Source organism: Sphingobacterium sp. B29 (assembly GCF_001952815.1).
Classification (GTDB): Bacteria; Bacteroidota; Bacteroidia; order Sphingobacteriales; family Sphingobacteriaceae; genus Sphingobacterium; species Sphingobacterium siyangense.
In genome coordinates this window covers 3,970,784-3,992,063 of sequence record NZ_CP019158.1, presented here as the reverse complement: position 1 = coordinate 3,992,063, position 21,280 = coordinate 3,970,784, and the positions used below count along the sequence as shown (strand labels likewise).

The 21,280-nt window shown below is 43.6% G+C and carries 19 protein-coding genes; 4 read left to right on the top strand and 15 right to left on the bottom strand.

The genetic code is table 11. The annotated features are described in order from the left end of the window. Position 1 precedes the first annotated feature (1 nt). The 3 genes from BV902_RS16985 to BV902_RS16975 all read left to right on the top strand — a co-directional run bounded on the left by BV902_RS16985 (position 2) and on the right by BV902_RS16975 (position 3,567). Positions 2 to 1,012, top strand: coding sequence for a hypothetical protein (locus BV902_RS16985; RefSeq protein ID WP_075992946.1), 1,011 nt, complete (start codon positions 2 to 4; stop codon positions 1,010 to 1,012). A 270-nt stretch (positions 1,013 to 1,282) separates the two neighbouring features. Continuing rightward, positions 1,283 to 2,698: an aldehyde dehydrogenase family protein gene (locus BV902_RS16980; protein ID WP_075992945.1), complete on the top strand. Its 1,416-nt coding sequence runs from the start codon at positions 1,283 to 1,285 to the stop codon at positions 2,696 to 2,698. Positions 2,699 to 2,760: 62 nt separating this feature from the next. Beyond that, positions 2,761 to 3,567 (top strand): helix-turn-helix domain-containing protein, encoded by an 807-nt coding sequence (locus tag BV902_RS16975; RefSeq protein WP_075992944.1) that lies wholly within the window; start codon positions 2,761 to 2,763, stop codon positions 3,565 to 3,567. 11 nt (positions 3,568 to 3,578) lie between these two features. On the opposite strand, the gene BV902_RS16970 is transcribed toward BV902_RS16975, so the two are convergent. The 12 genes from BV902_RS16970 to BV902_RS16915 all read right to left on the bottom strand — a co-directional run bounded on the left by BV902_RS16970 (position 3,579) and on the right by BV902_RS16915 (position 17,055). After that, a complete protein-coding gene (locus BV902_RS16970) occupies positions 3,579 to 5,063 on the bottom strand; it encodes a DHA2 family efflux MFS transporter permease subunit (protein ID WP_216640367.1) in 1,485 nt (494 codons plus the stop codon). 87 nt (positions 5,064 to 5,150) lie between these two features. Next, complete coding sequence (locus tag BV902_RS16965; protein ID WP_075992943.1) at positions 5,151 to 7,127, bottom strand: PAS domain-containing sensor histidine kinase; 1,977 nt, start codon at positions 7,125 to 7,127, stop codon at positions 5,151 to 5,153. A 120-nt stretch (positions 7,128 to 7,247) separates the two neighbouring features. Then, positions 7,248 to 7,856, bottom strand: a complete 609-nt coding sequence (locus tag BV902_RS16960) for a flavin reductase family protein (protein WP_075992942.1) — start codon at positions 7,854 to 7,856, stop codon at positions 7,248 to 7,250. A gap of 17 nt (positions 7,857 to 7,873) precedes the next feature. Further along, positions 7,874 to 9,292 (bottom strand): SDR family oxidoreductase, encoded by a 1,419-nt coding sequence (locus BV902_RS16955; RefSeq protein WP_075992941.1) that lies wholly within the window; start codon positions 9,290 to 9,292, stop codon positions 7,874 to 7,876. A gap of 378 nt (positions 9,293 to 9,670) precedes the next feature. Continuing rightward, positions 9,671 to 10,663, bottom strand: a complete 993-nt coding sequence (locus BV902_RS16950; RefSeq protein WP_075992940.1) for an ABC transporter permease — start codon at positions 10,661 to 10,663, stop codon at positions 9,671 to 9,673. Further along, positions 10,626 to 11,627: an ABC transporter ATP-binding protein gene (locus BV902_RS16945; RefSeq protein ID WP_237241699.1), complete on the bottom strand. Its 1,002-nt coding sequence runs from the start codon at positions 11,625 to 11,627 to the stop codon at positions 10,626 to 10,628. Before BV902_RS16945 ends, BV902_RS16950 begins: the two co-directional genes overlap by 38 nt. A 21-nt stretch (positions 11,628 to 11,648) precedes the next feature. Next, entirely contained in the window at positions 11,649 to 12,503 is an 855-nt protein-coding gene (locus BV902_RS16940) for a COG1470 family protein (RefSeq protein ID WP_075992938.1), read from the bottom strand. Positions 12,504 to 12,713: 210 nt separating this feature from the next. Then, on the bottom strand, positions 12,714 to 13,004 hold the full coding sequence (locus BV902_RS16935; protein WP_075992937.1) for a hypothetical protein: 291 nt from the start codon (positions 13,002 to 13,004) through the stop codon (positions 12,714 to 12,716). Positions 13,005 to 13,080: 76 nt separating this feature from the next. Next, a complete protein-coding gene (locus BV902_RS16930) occupies positions 13,081 to 13,527 on the bottom strand; it encodes an Hsp20/alpha crystallin family protein (RefSeq protein WP_075992936.1) in 447 nt (148 codons plus the stop codon). A 375-nt stretch (positions 13,528 to 13,902) separates the two neighbouring features. Then, the gene (locus BV902_RS16925; protein ID WP_075992935.1) at positions 13,903 to 14,964 is read right to left on the bottom strand and encodes a fatty acid desaturase family protein; all 1,062 of its coding nucleotides are present in this window, start codon (positions 14,962 to 14,964) and stop codon (positions 13,903 to 13,905) included. A 310-nt stretch (positions 14,965 to 15,274) separates the two neighbouring features. After that, the gene (locus BV902_RS16920) at positions 15,275 to 16,186 is read right to left on the bottom strand and encodes a helix-turn-helix domain-containing protein (RefSeq protein ID WP_075992934.1); all 912 of its coding nucleotides are present in this window, start codon (positions 16,184 to 16,186) and stop codon (positions 15,275 to 15,277) included. Positions 16,187 to 16,251: 65 nt separating this feature from the next. Beyond that, complete coding sequence (locus BV902_RS16915; RefSeq protein ID WP_075994843.1) at positions 16,252 to 17,055, bottom strand: SDR family oxidoreductase; 804 nt, start codon at positions 17,053 to 17,055, stop codon at positions 16,252 to 16,254. 279 nt (positions 17,056 to 17,334) lie between these two features. Here BV902_RS16915 and BV902_RS16910 point away from each other — a divergent pair, with 279 nt between their 5' ends. Beyond that, a complete protein-coding gene (locus BV902_RS16910; protein WP_075992933.1) occupies positions 17,335 to 17,595 on the top strand; it encodes a hypothetical protein in 261 nt (86 codons plus the stop codon). 63 nt (positions 17,596 to 17,658) lie between these two features. On the opposite strand, the gene BV902_RS16905 is transcribed toward BV902_RS16910, so the two are convergent. The 3 genes from BV902_RS16905 to BV902_RS16895 form a co-directional block, all read right to left on the bottom strand. After that, a complete protein-coding gene (locus tag BV902_RS16905) occupies positions 17,659 to 18,582 on the bottom strand; it encodes a helix-turn-helix domain-containing protein (RefSeq protein WP_075992932.1) in 924 nt (307 codons plus the stop codon). Positions 18,583 to 18,660: 78 nt separating this feature from the next. Next, entirely contained in the window at positions 18,661 to 19,656 is a 996-nt protein-coding gene (locus BV902_RS16900; RefSeq protein WP_075992931.1) for an aldo/keto reductase, read from the bottom strand. A gap of 100 nt (positions 19,657 to 19,756) precedes the next feature. Next, complete coding sequence (locus tag BV902_RS16895; protein ID WP_083663656.1) at positions 19,757 to 20,998, bottom strand: site-specific integrase; 1,242 nt, start codon at positions 20,996 to 20,998, stop codon at positions 19,757 to 19,759. Between the last annotated feature and the right edge of the window lie 282 nt (positions 20,999 to 21,280).

The following is a 21,280-nucleotide window of genomic DNA, read 5'->3' as shown; positions in this document are numbered from 1 at the left end:
AATGTTAAAATTATTCGTAGAGAGTTTTTTCGTCTCTTTGATTTTTAATCTAATTGGAAACAATGGATTTAAATTAAATAGAATTTGGATGCCAGCGTATTGGACCTGGACGTTGGCATTTGCTTTGGCAATAGTCGTTGCTGCGCTGCTCATTCGTGTTCGATTGAAAGTTTTGTGGATTTATTGGCAGAAAAAATATCCGCAATTGCAACTATTTGGAAGAGGACGCGTGCAGACCAATAGTTTACCAAAATCAGAACTGGTATGGGCTATTCTGTCCACATCCTTAGCAGTTTTAATGCTATACCTCTGCTTTATCTTTTTAATCGCTTTTGTACGTAGCGGTAGTACGTATATGCTTTTTATAAACTATTTATTCCATTATATACCTTTTATTGCTACAGGATGCTTGGCCTATGTAAGCTATGTTTTTATTGGAGGCCAATTATGGTGGCTTACGCCAACAAATGCAGTGGCGCTTTTCAGCGATCTATTACCAGAAAAAATAGTTCCTGTAGAAAAAGTGGTCACCATACTGCCTCCAAGCGCATTGGATAAAAGTATTCCAATCGGATCACTCTATGATGTGCTTTACCTCCAAGCTCGATTCGATCTAAGTTCATTGCAGAAAGATGCTGTTCGTATGTTTGATGTCCCTTTTTATTTTTCTAAAAAAGGAAAAAAAGAAGTTGTACAGATTGATGGTACGCGGCTAGAAGCCGATCGTTTCTTGCATGAGCTAGAAACTAGAGGACTTGACAAATGGTTTTTCCGTATAAGTAGCACCTGTAGGGTGAATATGATGCATATCCGTTTTCCAATTTCGCCTAACGCGACTCAACTGGAGTTTCGTAAGGAGGTGATTCAAAGTCTGAGGTTGAAGATGACGGCGATGGAGATCGGAAACCTGCTGCTGGTAACAGAATGGATGCGAAAAGAAAAAAAGTTAAAAGATTTTTTGGATAACGTACATAATCTGCGGCATAAGGCTGGGACCAACTTATACCACTGAACTGATAAATTCTGCTATTATAAAGATCAAACGGATATAGCCTAAAATGCTGTATCTCTGACTTTTTTGAAAAACAATCAGATGACGTTCCTTGAATTATTCTTGCGGGTAGACAAGGCCTTTGCCGAGGCAGTGTTTATCCAAAGGCATTGTTATAAACCGAGTATGCGCATTTGTCGGATCTGAGCTTTTTTGCAAAGTATAATTGAGCTTTTTTGCCAAGTTAGGTGAATAGGTTACAGCTAAATTTGTACTATAAATAGAAACAAAATGAAAACAGTCAATACGATTTATGTCAACGGGGAATTTGTAAGCCCGCACGGAACGGAAATTTATGAGCTCATCAATCCGTCTACGAATCAAAAAATCGGTGAAGTCACTTTAGCCGATGTAACCGACACAACAAATGCCATTGCAGCTGCAAAAGCTGCCTTCCGGACATTTTCAAAATCCACCGTTTCGGAACGCATCGGTTATTTAACAAAACTGAAAACCGCGATTGAGAACAGAAAGCAGGATTTTATCGATACGATGATCGAAGAATACGGTGGAACGCATCAATTTGTCAGCATGAGCAACGCACACACCGGAGCCTGGTTTGACAGCATGATCGAAGTGCTCAGCAGTTTTGAATTTGAACGGACAATTAACGCCGCCTCGGTACGATTTCAGCCTGTAGGTGCTGTCGCGATCATTACGCCCTGGAATGCCAGTAACAGTTCGGTGGCCAGTAAAGTCGCTACCGCAATCGCAGCAGGATGTACCGTAGTCGTCAAACCCAGTGAAATGAGTGCTTTGCAGACGAATGTGCTGATGGAAGCTTTTCACGAAGCCGGTTTGCCAAAAGGTGTTATCAATGTGGTGACAGGTCTCGGAAATGTAGTGGGCACGGAACTGACCGAGAATCCCGGAATTGCCAAAATTTCATTTACAGGTTCTACAGCCGTAGGAAAATTCATCGCTAAACAAGCGGTCGATACCATGAAACGCATCACGCTCGAACTGGGCGGAAAATCGCCCAATATTATACTGGATGATGCAGACCTCGATAAAGAAATTCCGATGGCCGTATACGGCGCTTATATGAACAGTGGCCAGGCCTGTATAGCGCCGACAAGGCTCCTCGTGCCACAGGACAAGGTGGATCAGGTAAATGCTATAGCAAAGGCCACTGCGGAAAGTATGGTTGTCGGTCTGCCACAAAATGCCAATACCAACATCGGGCCGATGGTGAGTGTGAAGCAGTTTGATAAAGTACAGCAGTATATTAAAACGGGTATCGAGGAAGGGGCAACCTTGTTGACAGGTGGATTGGGAAAACCTGAAGGTCTAAAAGAGGGCAACTTTGTGAAAGCCACCATTTTTACAAATGTCAGCAATGCGATGACCATTGCGCGGGAAGAAATTTTTGGTCCCGTTCTGTGTATTATTCCTTATCAAACTGAAGCGGAAGCCATAGAAATTGCCAATGATACGCCTTATGGACTTGCGGCCTACATCTCATCGGCGGATAGCGAAAGGGCCAAACGTGTGGCGGCAGAAATCGATGCCGGGCGGATCTGTATCAATGGATTCAGTCACGACCCCATGGTTCCGTTCGGCGGATTCAAGCAGTCGGGCATTGGACGGGAATATGGTGTATATGGTTTGCAACCCTACCTTGAAATCAAAGCCGTATTAAGCTAAATTTTTATACATTTGACAAAGCGTTGTCGTGTGGGCGGCGCTTTGTCTTGATCGCTAATCTTATGATAGAAAATTCGGATATTGTCTATTCCTGTTACCACCAAGTGAGCAGAAAAGGGGAAAATTTTGTGGCTCAGCATACGATTTCATATCAGCTGTCGGGAAGTTTTATGTTGTCCGACAATAGAGACCAGCATACTGCGCATCCGGGCGATTTTCATCTCATCAGAAAGAACCAGCTGGTGAAATTTGCAAAGATTCCGCCGCCAAACGGCGCCTGTGAAAGTCTGAATATCTACCTGAGTGATGAAACGCTAAAGAATTTTGCGCATGAGTATGAGCTGAAAGCAGAACATTCGACGACAACAGAAGCGCTGGTTAAAATTGATGTCAATGCGGTTCTTGAAAATTTTATCGTGTCGCTGAAGGCCCTTCTCCAAAGCAATTTGAATAATAAATCACTCACCGACCTGAAAATCAAGGAACTTTTGTTGATCCTCCTGCAAACGAAACCAGCGCTCAAAAATATCCTGTTTGATTTTTCTGAACCGCATAAAATAGACCTTGAAGCCTTTATGAATCAGAACTACAGGTATAACGTTAATTTAGACCGTTTTGCCCGTCTCACCGGTCGGAGCCTAGCCACCTTTAAGCGCGATTTTGAAAAGGTTTTCCAAACCTCGCCGCACCAATGGATGCTGAAAAAAAGACTGGATGAAGCACATTATCTCCTAAAGGAAGAAAAGCGGTCTGCTTCGGACATCTTTGTTGATCTGGGCTTCGAAGATCTGTCGCATTTTTCCCATGCGTTTAAAAAGCAGTTTGGCTACAATCCCAAAAGCCTATCTAATACCGAAAAGCCTACCTAATATTTAAAAAACTAAGCGGCATTCTGAACTTCTTTCTTTAAGGATATACCCCTTAAATTGGCTCCGTCGCTTGGTTTAATTTTGAAATACTCGATTAAGGATAGGAGTGATAAGCCAGCAATTAACTGCAAGGCCAAGCTAAAATCCCGCATCTGATAAACCGTATCCTGATAATAACTGCTTGCCAGGTGTAGCGTCACTGCGCCTAGGGCGATACCCATACCAAGTGCCATTTGTTGTGCCGTATTATACAGTGTATTTGCATTGCTCATCTGTTCATTGGGCACGTCTGCATAAGCCAGGGTATTTAGGCTGGTAAATTGGAGCGAGCGTGTAAGGCCCGAGAAAAAGAATACAATTGCCACCAGCCAGATCGGCGTTTGTATGGAAAGCAGGGAGAGTCCGGCGGTTACGAGTGTTAAAATAATACCGTTGCCGATCAGGACCTTGCGGAAGTCAAATCTGCGTGTTATCCACATGGCTACGGGTTTCATACTCATACTACCGAACATGTTGGCCATATAAAGGAGTCCGGCGTGAAAGGGGCTCAGTCCAAAACCCAGCTGTAACATAAGGGGCAATATAAAAGGAGCAACATTGATCACCATACGGGTAATGGAGCCTGAAAATACCGTAATCCGGAAGGTTTTTACGTTCAAAATACTATAATCAATCAACGGATACTTGATACGTTTGGAGTGCCAGATCGAAACGGCCATCAGCGCAAAGCTCGCCGCAATAGTTGCCAGTGGTTTTGTATAATCGCCTTTGGCTGCGCCGATCATTTCAGTTCCCAGCATAATTCCGGCAAGACCGATACCGCTGATAAAAAAGCCGATAATATCAAGGGGACGGTTATTTTCGGAATCCATCGCCGGAATAAATTGATGCACTGCCCACAGCGCAAATACACCGACGGGCACATTGATAAAGAAAATCCAGTGCCAGCTAAAATAAGTTGTAAAAAATCCACCCAGCACTGGGCCGATAATAGGGCCTAATAACCCAGCCCAGGCAATATAACCGATCGCTTCAACCAGATCTTTCTTTTCGGTGTGCTTGAGTACAATAAGACGTCCCACCGGTACCATGAGGGCTCCGGCTGTACCCTGGCAAATACGTGCAATGACGAAAGATGTTAGGTTGGTACTCAGTCCACATGCGATTGAAGAAAGTATAAATCCGATAATCGCCAATTTGAAAACTTTTTTTGCGCCGTAGCGGTCGGCAATCCAGCCGCTGATTGGAATAAATACAGCTAACATGACGGTGTAAGAGGTAATACCTGCACTGAGGTGTACAACATCACTCTCAAAATCATGTGCCATTTTGGGTAAGGCTGTCGATATCGCTGTGGTGTCGAGCATCTCCATAAGTAAAGTGCCACCTACAATGAGCGATATGATGCGCGATTCTTTCTTCATCTTGCTCTTCTTAAATCCCGAACGGGAAACATTTGCGACAAAAGTAAGCCTATCGTAAAAAAGAAAAGTCATAAAAAGGCAATTAAATGACCGATATGTCCGCGTATGTGTTTGCTAAGAACCGAAGAAAAGAACTTATAATATTAACAATTTTTACATTTACTGAGCTGGAAGCCGCACCTTAAATGTGGTTCCGCCCGCTGAATTGCTCTCCACAGTGATATGTCCATTATGCAGTTCTACAATTTCACGGCAGAGATACAGTCCTATGCCAAATCCCGAAATTGTTCCGACCTTATCTTTTCCTGCCCTGTAAAATCGCTCGAAAATCTGATCCCGGTCTTCTTCGGCAATTCCCATACCCTCGTCACTGACAAAAATCTCTACATCCTGATTTGCAGTAGGCAAATAGCCAAATGTAATCTGGGTTCCTATCGGCGAATATTTGGCCGCATTTTCTACAAGATTTTGGATTACCTGCGAAATCTTATTCGGGTCAGCAGCAATGGATAGACTTTGCGTCAGGTCAGCGACGATCTGATGGGAGTTTATCCTCAATTTAAATTCATCTTCAAGTTCTGCAAATAATTCCTTCAGATCAAACACTTCTCTTTCTATCATCATTCTGCCGGAGTCGAATCGCGAGATGTTCAAGAATCCATTGATTAAGTTCTTCATATTGCGAACTTGTCGAAGGGATTTCATTGTAATGTCTTGATAACTCGTGTTTGCTGTAAGGAATGCCTGACGCTGCATCAATTGAAGATAGGCGTTTATAGAGGTCAGGGGTGTCTTCAGTTCGTGGCTAACGATGCTTATGAAATCATTTTTCCGCTGTTCCTCAGCTTTTTGTTCAGTAATATCCCGTAAAGTACCGTTCAGACTTACTGCTTTTCCCTTAGCATCGTAAAATACTTTACCACGTGCCTGCACGAGTCTGCCGTTCGGGGACTGCGCATGGGCAATACGGTATTCAATAAAGTAATTGCCATCCGACTCTTCGCTAAGTGCTTCAGTTATGGCAGCCATTACACGTTCCCGATCCTCTTCTACGATGGAAGAAATAGCGGCGGATAAATCCAATTGATCCTTATCGGCTAAACCAAACCATGATTTTAACAGCGCATTCCCGGAGAACAGATTATTTTTGGGCTCATAATAGAACGTCGCAAGCTCTCCGGCATCAATAGCCATGGACAGCATGTGTTGATCTTTTTCACTTTTCCGCCGTTCAAGGATTTGGTCGGTAATATCTTCAAGAATAATCAGAATTCCAGTGACTTTGTTGTCAGTTGAAAAAATAGGTTGATAGATCGAGTTTACGATAGCCTCTCGCAGTCCGTCATTGTGACGCAGCAATATGGAGAGTTCGTTGTTTGTTTTACGTTCGCCTTTTTCGAACGCTTCCCGGAGCCACTGGTTCACGGGCTGGCCTTGCAGTTCAGGCCTTGCGATTTCGTGGGGCCGGCCCTGCACATCGGCTAACTGATGGCCCCATATTTTTAATATGGTCGGATTCGCTATGTCAATAATAAGTTCCGGACCCTTAAGCATCGCTATGCCAACAGGTGCCTGCTCAATAATTGTCCGCACTTGTTCACGGCTTTCTGCCAGAAGTTGTAAGGAACTGTTGAGCTCATCATTTGTAGCGGTCAATTCTTCGAGCGTTGCCGCCATTTCCTCCATCAGCCCTTGTTCCTTTTTTTCTTTTTCCCGAATCTGTTGCTGATGCTGCCTTCTTAAAGTAACGTTGCGGGCAGTGTTTAAAATACACCAGGTTTTATTGTTTTCGTCTAATAGGGCTCTATATTCATAATCGAAATAATCAGTCACCGGAACACCGTTTTTAATGAGTCTGGCTGGTGCCTCGTTAACGGAATAGGATTTACCCGTACGCCAAACCTCTTGCAGAATAGCTAAGAACGGCTGGTCTTCCAGTTCGGGAATAGCACTGATAAGTGCTTTACCGATAACGGATGCGTCTTTGCCCCACACGGAAAGCATGCCCTCATTGGCGAACTGTATAGTCATTTCTGGGCCGGTATAGATCGACGTCGGCTCGGGAGAACAGCTCAGTGCCTGTAAGATGAGGTCTTCGCCAAATGAGGCACTGCCAAATTTTTTCTTGATGTCCATTAGACCAAAGATAAAGAATACATTCTATAGCGTAACACATTATCTTCCGCTCTGGGAAGTAAAGTCTTGAAGAAAGCCGAACTGTGTGCTTTCTTTATGAAAATCCTTGCGAAAAGTTGCTTAAGGCTTCGCATAAGGTAATCGTTCAATCCGGCTTGTGGTATGATAGCTGTCAAGACCGCTAGAAGTCACGGTTCCGGCTACTTCGATATCGATATAACCATCCTCTTTTAAACAGTTATCGGGCACGAAAGCTGTTTTTATTTGGCCGATGATCAATGTTGTACCGTTCAGCTCAATAGCTGTTTTCTGAACAAAGCTGCAGGCGAATTTTATTTTACTTTCTTGAACAAAAGGGGCCGGAATATTTTCCAGGTATTCAGGGCTAAGTCCAACCTGTTCAAATTCGCTAACATCTTTAGGATATTTTGCACTACATTGGTGTGCCTCATGTACAAATTCGGATGAGACATGATTAATCGTATACCATTTCTGCTCCAGGATATTATCCAGGGTGCTGCTAAAATCTGTCGCCGGCCGAAGTATAATGCCACAGAGTGCCGGATCTGCGCCCAGGTGGAACAAACTGCTGAACGTGGCAAGGTTTTCACTTCCGTCTCTATTTTTTGTACCGATCAATACCAGGCTTTTAAAGCCGCCCAGCGAGTTTATAAAATTTGCTCTGTATCTTCTTTCAAATGCCGCAATGGCCTGTTCATTATAAATCATCGTTTAAAAATACTTTTCTACGTGTTAGCAATTCTATTAATCATACCCCTAAATATGAAGCCATGAAAAGGCCATACGGCATACCAGTAGAGTCTTCCGGCAAGGCCCAGGGGCCTGAAGGTCGCGGTCTGCAGCAGGATATTATTCTCGATTTTAAATTCTAGCCATGCCTCTCCCGGGAGTTTCATTTCGGCATAGAGCAGCAATCGTTTTGTCTTTTTATCGGCGATCAGTACGCGCCAAAAATCAAGTGCATCACCTGCAGCCAGATCGCTTTTATTTTTTCGTCCCCTTCGCATCCCCACTCCGCCGACCAATTGATCCATGAATCCACGGATTTTCCAGAGCCAGTTGCCATAATACCAGCCGGAATTTCCTCCAATGGACCAGATTTTGGTCAATGATGCTTCACTATTGTGGAGGGGAGCCGAGCGGACATCCCTAAAGCAACCATAACTGGGCACTTCCAGCAACCGGGTGAGTCCGCCCGATAAAATATGAGTGGTCTGTGCGTCTTTCCAGCTGGACACCACATTGTCGCTTTCAATTTTTTGAAATGCTAATTGGATGGATTTCCTGTAATTGATCAGCATAATACCGAGTTCTTCCGCCAGATTATTGGGTTTACAGATCACTTCTACTTTCATGCTATCGACCAGATTTTTGGCTAGGTTATAGGACGTCGAGGTAACAAAATAGAGCCAGTAGGAGGAAAGCCGCGGCGTCATGAGCGGGATAACAAAGATCTTTCGCCTCAGTTTTCGTTCGGCAGCATATTGCAGCAGCATCTCTTTATAGCTAAGGATGTCTGGACCGCCGATATCATAGCTTTTGTTAAAGGTATGCGGGTTGGCGATAACACCGATCATAAATTCGATCACGTTGCGTATGGCGATAGGCTGACATTTCGTCTGCAACCATTTGGGCGTAATCATAACCGGAAGTTTTTCCACAAGATCCCGAATGATCTCGAAAGATGCGCTTCCCGAGCCAACGATGATACCGGCCCGCAAGGTGGTTATCGGAATCCGCCCGCTGGCCAGGATGTTTTCAACGTTTCTTCTCGAGTCGAGATGCTTCGATAAGTGATCTGAATTAATTATTCCGCTCAGATAAATGATCTGTTGTGCGCAGGTTTTTTCCATAAAGTTGCGGAAGTTGGTCGCACATTGCGCTTCCATTTGCTGGAAATCACCGGACTGCGTCGCCATGGAATGGATCAGGAAATAAGCAATATCAATTTCAAGTGGTATTTCTTTCAGACTTTCGTTATCCAGGAAATCGACTTCAACAACTTGAACATGCCCCGGGATTGCCGAGGTATCAAAACGATTCTTATCTCTTACACAACAAATAATTTCATGTCCCTGTTCTAACAACACAGGCAAAAGACGTTTTCCAATATACCCCGTCACTCCGGTCAATAGAATTTTCATAGCCTGATTTGTTAAGTTCAATTGTTATTTAGTGTATACAAATATACCAAAATGCAGTCTAATTTGTTTTTATTTGGTGTGTTTTTATTCTAATGCAGCAAGACGCACGCTATTGATCTTTTATTTCTTCAGTAAGCAAAACTTTAATTGCAACATCATGTGTGTAGCGTTTTTGGCTGTGCCCTGGCTTCGGTCAGCTCCAGTGCATTGGAGCCTTTGAAGAGAGTGCTTGTACTATCCCCACCTATAGGCTACGTGAATAGGGTGCTTGCTAAATGATCGAAAAGAGCGAGCGAAAAGGAAATACTAAAGGCGCACGGAAGCGTGCGCCTTACAGTTTGTGAAAGCAGTTCTGACAAGCTGCTTTGGTGGAAACGCTTAACTTCTGATTTCCCTTCGCATAAAAATGTAATAGGACCAGGCAAAACAGATCATCATGGCTGCACAGAGGCCACTGACCTGTGGCCACACCATCAGAAAACTTTCCCGAAAGGAAAGTGGTGCGGGGATGGCACCGACCATCTGTTCCATGGAAATGGGACCTAAGCTGCGTACCGAGGGCATCAATAGGGTAGTGGTGGCATCGGTATAGAGCTGACTCGGTGATAAGCGGAGCAGATTTAAGATGAGCTCATTATAGCCGATGTACTCCTGCTCCGAAATGTAATTGGGGTTAGGTAAAAAAGGGCGTATTGCCAGATTGACCAGAATAGGAAAGAATACCGTAAAAAACAACCAGATGCCGATCGCGGTAAGTGCTGAGGTGGCCGGCTGGCGAAAGCGGATCGACAACAGGATGGAAAGGCTCAGCCAGAAGGCGACATAGAGCACACTGATCAAGGTAAAACCGAAGATACGCAGCAACTCCTGGGGTTCTATCCGGACACCTGTACCGAGGAGACCGCCACCGATCATCAGCATGACCAGCGCAACAAATAATGTACCCACCACGGCCAGTGGCGCCAGAAATTTGGCGAACAGCAGGTTGTCTCGGTAAATTGGCTGCGCCAGCAAACGGGTGAGTGTACCGTTGTTGTATTCTGCATTGACGGCGTCAAAACCCAAGGCTATGCCCAAAAGTGGCGCTAGAAAGTTTAAAAAAACATGAAATGGCGGAATGGAATTATCCGTTGTGGTCAGTAGCTTGAGATAGAGAAATGACTGATCAGGATCGCGCATATTGCTGACAGCGTCTTTCAGCCCTATGGATGAAACGTATAGGGATGCGCCGAAAGTCAGTACGATGAGCAGGATCAGTATAATAAAACGCCAGCTGCGGATATGTGCCGCAATTTCTTTGCGGACCAGCACCTGCATCGGAAAGGATGGCCGTTTATTGGTATCTTTTGAAGAAACCCTTGGATTTTTCATAGGCATTATCTGTAGTTATGCTGTTCTCAAAATATGTATTATAAATATCGTCGAGCTGGTAGTCGTTGCGGCTCACGGAAACGATATCGGCGCCATTGTTTACCAGCAGGCGTACAGCCATTGCTGTTGTATCGCTGTCTGTTTTTAATTCGATCGTAAATCCGTCCACCTTAAGATCACGGAGTCCGGGCAGGGCCTTTAATGCTTCTGCAAACCGTTTGGTATCGCCCTGGGCATGGTCAAGGGTAATGACGGTACTGATGCCTTTCTGCTGCTGCAGGTTATGGGCAAGGATTTCAAGTGATCCTTCAACCAGTAATTTTCCGCCAACAAAAATACCCACCCGATCGCATACACGCTGCACCTGGTGGAGGTGGTGTGAAGAAAGCAGTACCGTTAGGTTATGCTCCCTGCTGAGCTGCTTGATGAGCTCAAGGAATTCGTCAACACCCTTGGGATCAATGCCAAGCGTAGGCTCATCAAGGATGGCAACCTCGGGAGCCTTGATCAGCACTTCGGCCAAGCCTAGACGTTGTTTCATACCGCGAGAAAAAGCGCTCGTTTTTTTATGCATTTCCCGTTCGAGCCCCACCACATGTAACATGTCTTTTGCAGAAGCTTGTGCATAGGATTCCGAAAGACCATTTAATCTGGCAATAAAGCTTAGGTTTTCCAGGGCCGTCATATCCGGGTAGAAACCTACATTGTCGGGCAGGTAGCCGACTTTTCGTTTCACGGCGATCGGATTGCGCGTAGCATTATGACCACAGACATAGGCTGTGCCAGAGGTGGGTTCGGTCAGGCCCAGCATCATGAGGATGCTGGTTGTCTTGCCGGCACCATTGGGGCCGAGCAGGCCAAAGATCTCTCCGGGATAAATGTGCAGGTCCAACTGGTCTACAGCGGTTACTTTGCCGTAGCTTTTTGTCAGGCCTGTCAATTGAATGATAGGATCCTTCATCATGATAATCTTTTTGTAGCGCCCTTATCTGCGGCCGTATTTGCGGATGAGAAAATACACCAAACCAATGGCCAATACAATGACAAGCATACCGATCCAGCCAGAAAGCAAAGAAGTTTTCACAATCATACGGAATGAAATGTCGGCGCTACTATTGGATGATTTGATCTCAAATTTGGAAGCATAGTCACCGGCAATAGTTTTGTCGGGAACTTTTAGGTTGACTTTGACGTCAATAGATTTCCCTGCTTCGAGCTGTTTGATGTTCGACGGATCGAAGCTTGCCTCCCATCGGCTGGGTAATTGGGACGTCAGTTCCAAGGCATTGAGTGGCAGGGTGCCCGTGTTTTTGACTTTAAGTAGAATCTCCTTGCTGCTACCGGATACCACTTCGTCGCTCAGCCGCCCACTGGGGGTGGTCAACTCAAGGGCATAGGAGCCTTTGACGACTGCTTCGAGTTCAAGCTTTAAGGTATCGGTTGAGGATATGGCCCGTAGCGGAATTTTATATTTATCGGGCTTGGCCGTGATCGGGCAGCTGATTTCAATGCTGATTTCCTGTGCCTTATTGGGCTGCATCTGAAGGGAAGTCACTTGCGAGCCTTCTACGCGGTAGCTAATCTGCCATCCATCGGGTAGCTGGGCATTCAGGTTGTAGTTAACCAATTGAGCAGATCCGTTGGTCAAGGTGGTCGTATAACGAAAAGGTTCGTTGCTGGGGGCCTCAATATTGACAAGCCTCGCTTCGAAACCAGATTTGAGGGGCTTCAAGGCTTGCCCCGATAGATAGAAACTGTTAGCCAGCACAATAAGTGCGATAAGAAATGGCCTGAAAGAAAAACGTCGGTCTGTGTTTGTAATTAGTAATTCTGTTAACATGATCCAATAACTAAAATTTATATTTAAATAGAATATTAGCTTTTAAAAAATGTCGGTTTGGGTATTAGCTACCTTTTTGAAAAACCGCACCCAAATTAAAAATCAATTTGATAAAAATCAAGATTGAAATAAAAAAAATAGTGTAAAAAAAAATGTGTTTAAATGGTCTACAGGCTGATTGCTTGTGTTGTATGCTGCAATGCATTTCCGTCAGTCAAAGTTTACTGAGCGGAATGTCTTCTTGATGATAATCTTGGTATTCTCGGCCAACTCATCCAGCGTACAGTGGATGGACCGTAATTGTGTCCTCTGAATCGTAGCGTCGCTTAGGAGAAGATTAATGCGAAGACGTCTGCTGTCTGAGGCTTTAAGCTCACCGCGCAGTTCATCAAACAGTTCATGAATAATCTTTTCGCAGCTTTTTTGGTCAAAACTGGCGATAGTGATATAATGTCCGTGGCTGTACATCTGTAATTCAATATAGTAATTCGACGTTTTCATAATCTTAATATTAAAGACTGAAAAAATAGGTTAGCCTCCAAGGGAGGCTAACCATTAAAATTTGCTATCTGGATCTTTAGGATATTTCGATCATCCGCGGTTCTTTCTGTTTGGCTTCTTCTTTTTTGGGTATTGTCAATCGGAGCATACCATTCTCATAGTGTGCCTGAATATTGTCCTGATCGACAACCTCCTTCTGAAGTTCGAAGCTGCGTTGGAAAGATTGGTAGCTGAACTCCCGGCGTGTGTAGTTGTCTTTATGCTCCTCGTTTTGTTCTTCTTTAGCCGAGGATATGGTCAATAGATTGCCGTCGAGTGTCACCTTAAAATCTCCTTTGGCCATGCCAGGTGCGGCGACCTCCACTTCGAAGCTGTCTGCGTTTTCCTTGATGTTGACCGCAGGAACGGTGGTACTTGTTGATGAGTAATTTTTGTTGTCCCAGTTTAAAAGCTCACGGTTAAAATTATCAAACATGGGCGAAAAAAGTGAAAAATTGTTCCAGTTTCTTTTTGCAAGTTTCATAGTAACCTCCTTTTAATGAAGTATAACAATAATTTAAATCTATCAGTCGGCCGACTGTATTAAAAAATCTCACAAAAAAAAGTACCGAGCTTAAAAAACTGAAATTTTTGCAGCAAAACTGTCAAATTTTACCTGATAAATTGACAGAAAAGATAGAGGCTCTGTACAGCATATCGAAAATTGAATTTTTTTCAAACGATGTTCAGCTCAATCTTGTCCTTATAATAATCCATTTGATGGATAAATAGTTAGAAAAGACCGGGCTTCTTAGCGGTTTCTGGTCTTTTCTTTTTTGCTGAAAGCTACCAACTTCCATGGCACATAAAGGCCATAGGGACGGGACAAAGGAAATGAAGCGACGCGCTAATAACTAGGTTATTTTGACAAGGCCTCCAGCACTTTTAAATGCGATCTAAATGCTGTCCAGAAGCTCCGAAACTCGTTGTATTGTATTTTATATTCCTTGCAGGTCTGCTTCACAATCCTATTGAGCGCAGGATAATGAACATGGCTGATCTTTGGAAAAAGGTGATGTTCAACCTGAAAATTGAGACCGCCAAGCAACCAGGTAAGTACCTTGCTGCCCGTAGCAAAATTTGCGGTGGACTGAATCTGATGAATCATCCATTCTTCTTCGACCTTTGACTGGTCAATGGTTTTGAATTCGGTTTCTTCCACCACATGGGCCAGCTGGAATACTGTGGCCAGACTCATACCACACACAGTACCAGAAATCAGTAAACCGATAAGTGTGGGCAGCCACCCGACGAAAATGATCGGAACAATGACAAATAAGCTGAAGTGAATTAGCTTACTGACCCAAAAAATAATACGCTCTTTGACCGGAAAATGAAATTGCTCCGTTTTATGTCCCATGCGCCCACGGAAATATTTCTCATAATCCTGATAAAAGATCCACGCTAAATAGGAGATTCCATAGAGCAACGGAAAATAAAAACGCTGATAGCGATGGTGTTTCCGAAGTTTCTGGTCGTGGTGTATACGCATAAACTTTACTTCGATATCGTGATCTTCGCCATCGATATTTGTATAGGTGTGGTGTGCAATATTATGTTTGAGCTTCCAAAAGTAGATATTGCCGCCCAGTAGATTGAGCGAGTAGGAGAGCACAGTGTTCAGGTTTTTATTGTCTGAAAAAGAATTGTGCCCAGCATCGTGCATAATGTTAAAACCAATCGCAGCGAGGTTAGCTCCGAAAATGACACATAATGCTATTGCAATACTCCAATGCAAAGGTGCGAATACCAGAAGGAGATACAATACCGCAAAGCTGATCAGGAGGATAGCGGCTTTCAGATAGATTTTACGATTCCCGGTTTTTGGCTGAAGTGAATTTTGAAAATAGTTATTAATTTTTTGTTTTAACGTTTTAGAGAACAATGTATTTACATTGCTGAATTTTACAGACTGGGACATTTGGATTTTTACTCGAGAGATATGCTTAATATTTATTACGTTCGATCTTGAGCGATAGAACAATGTAAATATACGCTATAAAATTTGAAAGATCGCGGTAATAAAGTTAAAGATTGTTAAAGGTCATTCTGCCATCCTTGATTTCCCATGGCCTGGAATATACACCTTTTGAATTTTTGAAGCCTCCGGTATTTATTCCGCGCCGACATATCCTGCTTCCTAATTAACTATTCCATATCAATTTGCCGGAGCGCAGGTTTCTTTAAATGTAACACACAACTCGCACTAAAATTTATTTTACACTGTTTTGTCAGTTAAACGATTGCCTGAACGCTAAAGGTGAAACATTGGTTTTTTTCTTAAACAGTTTGTTGAACGATTGCGGATGTTCAAAACCGAGCTTATAGGCAATTTCGGCCACGGAAAGGCTTGTCGCCGTGAGTTGTTCCTTGGCTTCTTCAATTAACTTGTCGTGAATATGCTGCTGTGTGTTTTTACCGGTAACGGAACGTAGTAAATCGCTTAAATAACGTGCTGATACATGGAGGCTTTCGGCTAAATACTCTACGGTTGGAAGCCCTTGTTTTAAGGTTTCTTCGCTGTCGAAATAATCGTCCAGCAATTTTTCCAATTGGGTCAGCAGCGCATGGTTAACCGCTTTCCGAGTAATGAATTGACGCTCATAGAAACGGTTGCTGTATTGCAAGAGCATATCAATTTGGGACAAAATAATGTCTTGGGTATGCTTGTCGATATGCTGATATTCTTGTTCGATTTTAAGAAAAATTTCTATAATGTCTTTTTCTTCCCGTTCGGAGAGATGTAATGCTTCGTTAAGCGCATACGAAAAGAAATTGTAGTTTTTTATTTTGGTGGCTAGGGGATGGGTATACAAAAAATCAGGGTGGAATAGGAGCATGTAACCTTTTCCGCATTCGACCTTCATCTTTCTGATTTCGGCCATCGTCAACGATTGAATCTGCTTGGGCGCAATAAAATTCATTGTTCCTTTGTCGAAATCGTAATATTGTTGGCCGTACTTTATTTTTGCAGTAACATCTTTTTTCAGCGAAATACTGTAGAAATTCACGTAGAACTGCTCCCAGATGTCGCTTTCATCGGGTTTTATTCCAGCTACATCAATTACACTGACGAGCGGGTGTAATGGGGCCGGCAAGGACAATTGCCGATGAAATTCGGATATGGAATTGATACTATGCATCCTTTTTTTGTTATACAAATTTACAAAAAACAACTGCCTCGCAAGGCAGTTGCTGATTTAAAAAATTAGGCCTCAAATTGTTTCGCGATTTCTTGCCTGAAGGCTTCTTTTCCGATTTGTAATCGTCTTTCATAGAGCGCATGTGCATCTTCACCTGCCAGATAACGTACCTGATCTTTATTGTCCGTGGCGGCTTCATACACCACTTGGGCAATTTGCTCGGCAGTGGATGCATTTTGCATCATCAGACCCATTTGTTCGAACAGTTTGTCTTCGATGTCCTGATAGTCGGAAGTTCGGTTTAGATCCAAAGAACGACCTGCAAAATCTGTCGCTATTCCTCCCGGAGCAACTGTTTTGATGGCTATTCCAAATTTTTTCAGTTCAAAGGACATGCTTTCGCTCCAGCCCTCCAGGGCGAATTTTGTCGCATGATACATGGAATTTAGCGGGAATCCCATAAATCCACCAATCGATGTGGTCGAGATAAATAAACCACTTTTCTGTGCCTTAAAATGGGGAATAAAGGCTTGTGTAACCCGCAATACACCCAATAGATTCGTGTCGATTTGACGAAGTATTTTTTCGTCGCTCAACGTTTCAAAGGCACCCATTAACCCATAACCTGCATTATTGAAAACGACATCAATGTTACTTATAGCGATTGCTTTTGCTACAGTTTCTTTGATCTGGGCAGCATCGGTAACATCTAATTTTAATAGCCTGATGTTTTCGATCCCGGTAAGTTCGGTTTCATTTTCGGGATTACGCATGGTTGCGATCACATTCCAACCCGCCTGTTGAAATAATTTGGCAGTTGCTTTTCCCAAACCGGAAGAAGCCCCTGTAATGAAAATTGTCTTTTGCATGCTGTTATTGTTTGATTCCATACCACAAATGTCTAAAGAAGGCATCGGATACCTGTTGCCAAATTGAGCTTGATTGTAGCCAAAATGACGAAATCAAAATGTGTGAAAAAAATCATCGCCAATGGAGCGGAAAATTCATCGACTTTGGCACGATTATTTGTTGATATTCGTTATAAAAATAATGCAATGTTAAGCTGATTTTTGCTCGATTTTATACTTTTTATCGTATTCGTATTGGCGTAATTGCTGTATTTTAAAAATTTTAGAAGATCTATATTTATGCAAGGCACAATTGACGGGATAAGCGGGGAACCACATCGTTCACAGGTGTTCCGTTTAACTTACAAAGGACAGGATTATCAGCTGGTGTTGTTGAAAAAATCTTTATCAAAGCTCGATACGGAATTGCCAATTTCGCTTGATGGAATTGACCAAAAACTCGTAAAAAAAGGCGACCACTGGTTTTTTGAAAACAGGCATTCAGATCAGCATTTTGCGACAGAAATCTGGCGCAATTTATCGCTTCGCTATCGCCTCTAAGATCAAAAGTCTGCTGTATGGTGGCCCGCCGCTCAATATGCAGCAGATTTTAAGGATGCTATCTTAGCTTGTAGCCATCTTCCGTCTAAACTCCAGTGGTGAGAGCTCCGTTTTCTTTTTGAATAAACGATTGAGTGACTGCGGTTGTTCAAAACCCAGCTGATAGGCAATTTCGGCAACGGAAAGCTCCGACCTGGACAGCAGATCTTTCGCTTTTTCGATGAGCTTATGTTGGATATGGTTCTGCGCACTTTCACCGGTCTGTAACCGTAATAAATCGCTTAAGTAGTTTTTCGACATATTCAGCCGCTCAGCAAAGTAGCCCACCTGCGGCAAGCCCTTGTGTTGGGTTTTGGCTTCAAAATACTGATCCAACAATTGTTCAAACCGGCTCACCAAGGGCACATTGTGTACTTTACGCGTAATAAATTGCCGGTTATAAAACCGCTGCGAATACACCAGCAACAGTTCGATGAAACTGACAATGGCATCCTGGCTATAGCTGTCGATCGGACTGTCATATTCGCTTAAAATCCCTTTTCCGATATTTCGGATCTGCTCTTTCTCCCGGTCGGACAGAAAAAGTGCTTCGTTGACTTCGTAATCGAAAAAACTATAGCTGCGGATTTTGTGTGCCAGGTCATAGGTGCGGATAAAATCGGGATGGAAAACAAGGGAATAACCTACTTCGGCATGGGCAGTATCGGGATCAACACTGATCGTCTGCCCGGGTTTAAAGAAGGTCATCAGGCCTTCCCGGAAGTCGTACTGATGTGGGCCATAACCCAATACGCATTGTGCATCTTCTTTGATGGAAATGCAGTACAGGTTGAGCTGAAAGGTGGTCTCGACCGTTGGATGTATATGCTTGTTTTTGGAGAAATCGGTGATGCTAAAAAGCGGATGCTGCGGTTTGGGCAGCTGTAGCGCTTCATGATAGTCGGCGATACTATTGATCCTGATCAGTACGGGTTCTTTCTTTGACATGCTCTTTTTGCCTGTTAAATAATAGCCTAATTTAAGTAAAATGCCATGCGGTTTTTGCTCGCATGGCATTTATATTTTTTAAGATTGCAGCGGAATACTTACATCGCGGGATCCGGTATCCAGTCCGATCGGCAGAATAGCCTCAATGCGTTGCAGCTCTTCGGCGGTCAATAGGATGTCTGTTGCGGCGATATTCTGCTCCACATAGCGCACTCTTTTTGTCCCCGGTATCGGCACGATTCCTTTTTGGATCAGCCAGGCAAGGGCCAGCTGCGACGAGGTAACGTCTTTTTCTTTTCCAATCTGTTCGAGTTCACGCACCAGATCGAGGTTTTTATAAAACTGCTCGCCCTGAAACCTCGGGATAAGCCTGCGGAAATCATCTTCGGGGATATCGTCCGGCGACTTGATCTCACCCGTGATAAATCCACGGCCCAAAGGGGAGTAGGCGACCAGGCCTATACCCAGCTCCCGTGTCAGATCGTATACGCCATTGGTCTCTACTTCGCGTCCGAACAGGGAAATTTCATTCTGCACAGCCGTGATCGGGAAGGTCGCATGTGCCCTGCTGATCTGCTCGGCACTGACTTCCGAAATGCCCAGGTACCTGACCTTGCCCGCTGTGACCAGCTCGCCCATGGCACCTACGGTTTCCTCAATGGGTACATTGGGGTCGGGGCGGTGCATATAATAGAGGTCAATCACATCGGTATCGAGGTTTTTCAGCGAGCGCTCGATAGACTTTCGGATATAATCTGGCCGACCATTGATGCGCCAGGTCACCTGATCCTTATCATCAATCTCAAAGCCGAACTTGCTGGCGAGGATATAGTCGTTGCGCTTGCCGCGTATGGCCCTGGAGATCAACCTTTCGTTTTCAAAGGGCCCATACAGATCGGCCGTATCCAAAAAATTTCCACCCAGTTCCAACGAACGGTGGATGGTAGCTATGGATTCTTTTTCGTCGGCCTTGCCGTAGATATCGCCAGTGGACGCAAAACTGCTCATCCCCATACAGCCTAAGCCGATCATTGGAATTTCAAGTCCCTGCGTGCCTAATTTTCTTGTTTTCATCTGCTTCTTATTTTTGTTACCCAAAATTACGAAGCAGCGCCTGCAGCATGTTTACCCCAATTACGGAAACTTGTAACTGAATTACGGATCTAATCGCTAATTAAGCTACCCTGAATTTATCGTTATAAGCATCTTCCAGGTACTGTCCCAACGTTCTTGTCCGCTCGGTATCAATGGTACTGATGTAGCGATGGAACATCTGCTCGGTACTGTGACCTGTAGCTTCCATGAGTAGCGGAGTAGGGATTTTACCGTAAAAATTTGAGGCAAAGCTTCTTCTTCCGATGTGGCTCGTGATCGCTTCCCATTTTTGGACAAACATTTCTACCGCCCGGAAGCCCTTTCTTTTGCGGACTTTGACGAGGCTATTGATACCGGCAAGTTCCGCGACTTCCTTGATCTGCAGATTATACTTTTGCGCAGTAAGCTTCTCGGGAAATACGTTTAAATTGCCCGACAATATGGTCAATGGTACCGGATGTAAAGGCAGCAGAATTTCTTTTTGCGTTTTCTGCTGGACAAATGAGATACAGGGTTTTCCCTTGATTATCTCGAGGTTCTGGATATCAAAATTCATGAAATCTGAAATGCGCTGGCCGGTGTAGCAGCTGATGATTAGCCAGTCCCGGGCTGCCTGTAGGCTTGGCGGGACATCCGTTTCCTTGAGTTTTACCAGTTCATCCTCACTGAGGGTGACAAATAGATTGACTTTTTTTTCCTTGGGAAGTTCAAGTTCATATACGTAGGTTCTAACCCCTCTTTTCTCCAGAAAATTGAGTACCGTCCGGACAAAATGTATGGTGCGGCCGATCGTACTTTTATTGTATTCTTCCAGCTCGCCAAATTCAAGGAACTCTTTAACAAAGGATGCATTGACTTCGTGCAGCAAAAGGTGTCTTTTGCGATGGCCTTCAAATCGCTCAAGCAAATGGAGGAATACCCGGTAACGCTTGGAAGTCGGTTCAGAAATAAGGTGGGCACGGCTCCGGATATAGGCTTCCACATAATCTAGAAGGCTGTTGGCGGGGCGACAAGTCTTTGTGCCATCACAATTTTCTTTTATGATCTTGCGGAGTTTGATAGGCGAAATTTTGCTGTTTTTTGCCGCGACATTGCTCAGGTATTCGGCGATTCCGATTTTTAGCCTATCGAGCTTGGCATTTAAGTTTTTATTTTTTTTGAGGTAAATATTGTGGGGTCGCTGTTTTTCAAAATCCCATAAATCCGGGCAAATTTTAAGGGGAGTATTGATCACATGTTCCGTCTGAGAATCATCAAGGATCGTAAGGGATATCGTTGAAAAAGGGGAGGAATATAGCAGCGTAAATTTGAAGTTTATCATTGGAATTGAATATAATTTTCTGAAAATAAATATATGGGTTTTCCAGAGAAGTCCAATTCAGACTACAATTGCAATAATCAAATGTAACTATTTTACCTTACAAAAAATAATCTAATAAATATTATTAAAAACTACACCTTAATCGCTATTCATTTCATGACAAATCCTATTTAGCTAGATAATTTCATTTTTTTATCCTTTATGAATCAGTTAATTAAAAAAAGTTGTAGTCTGAATTGGACTACACTACTATGTAACTAACGCATATATTTCAAACTTAAA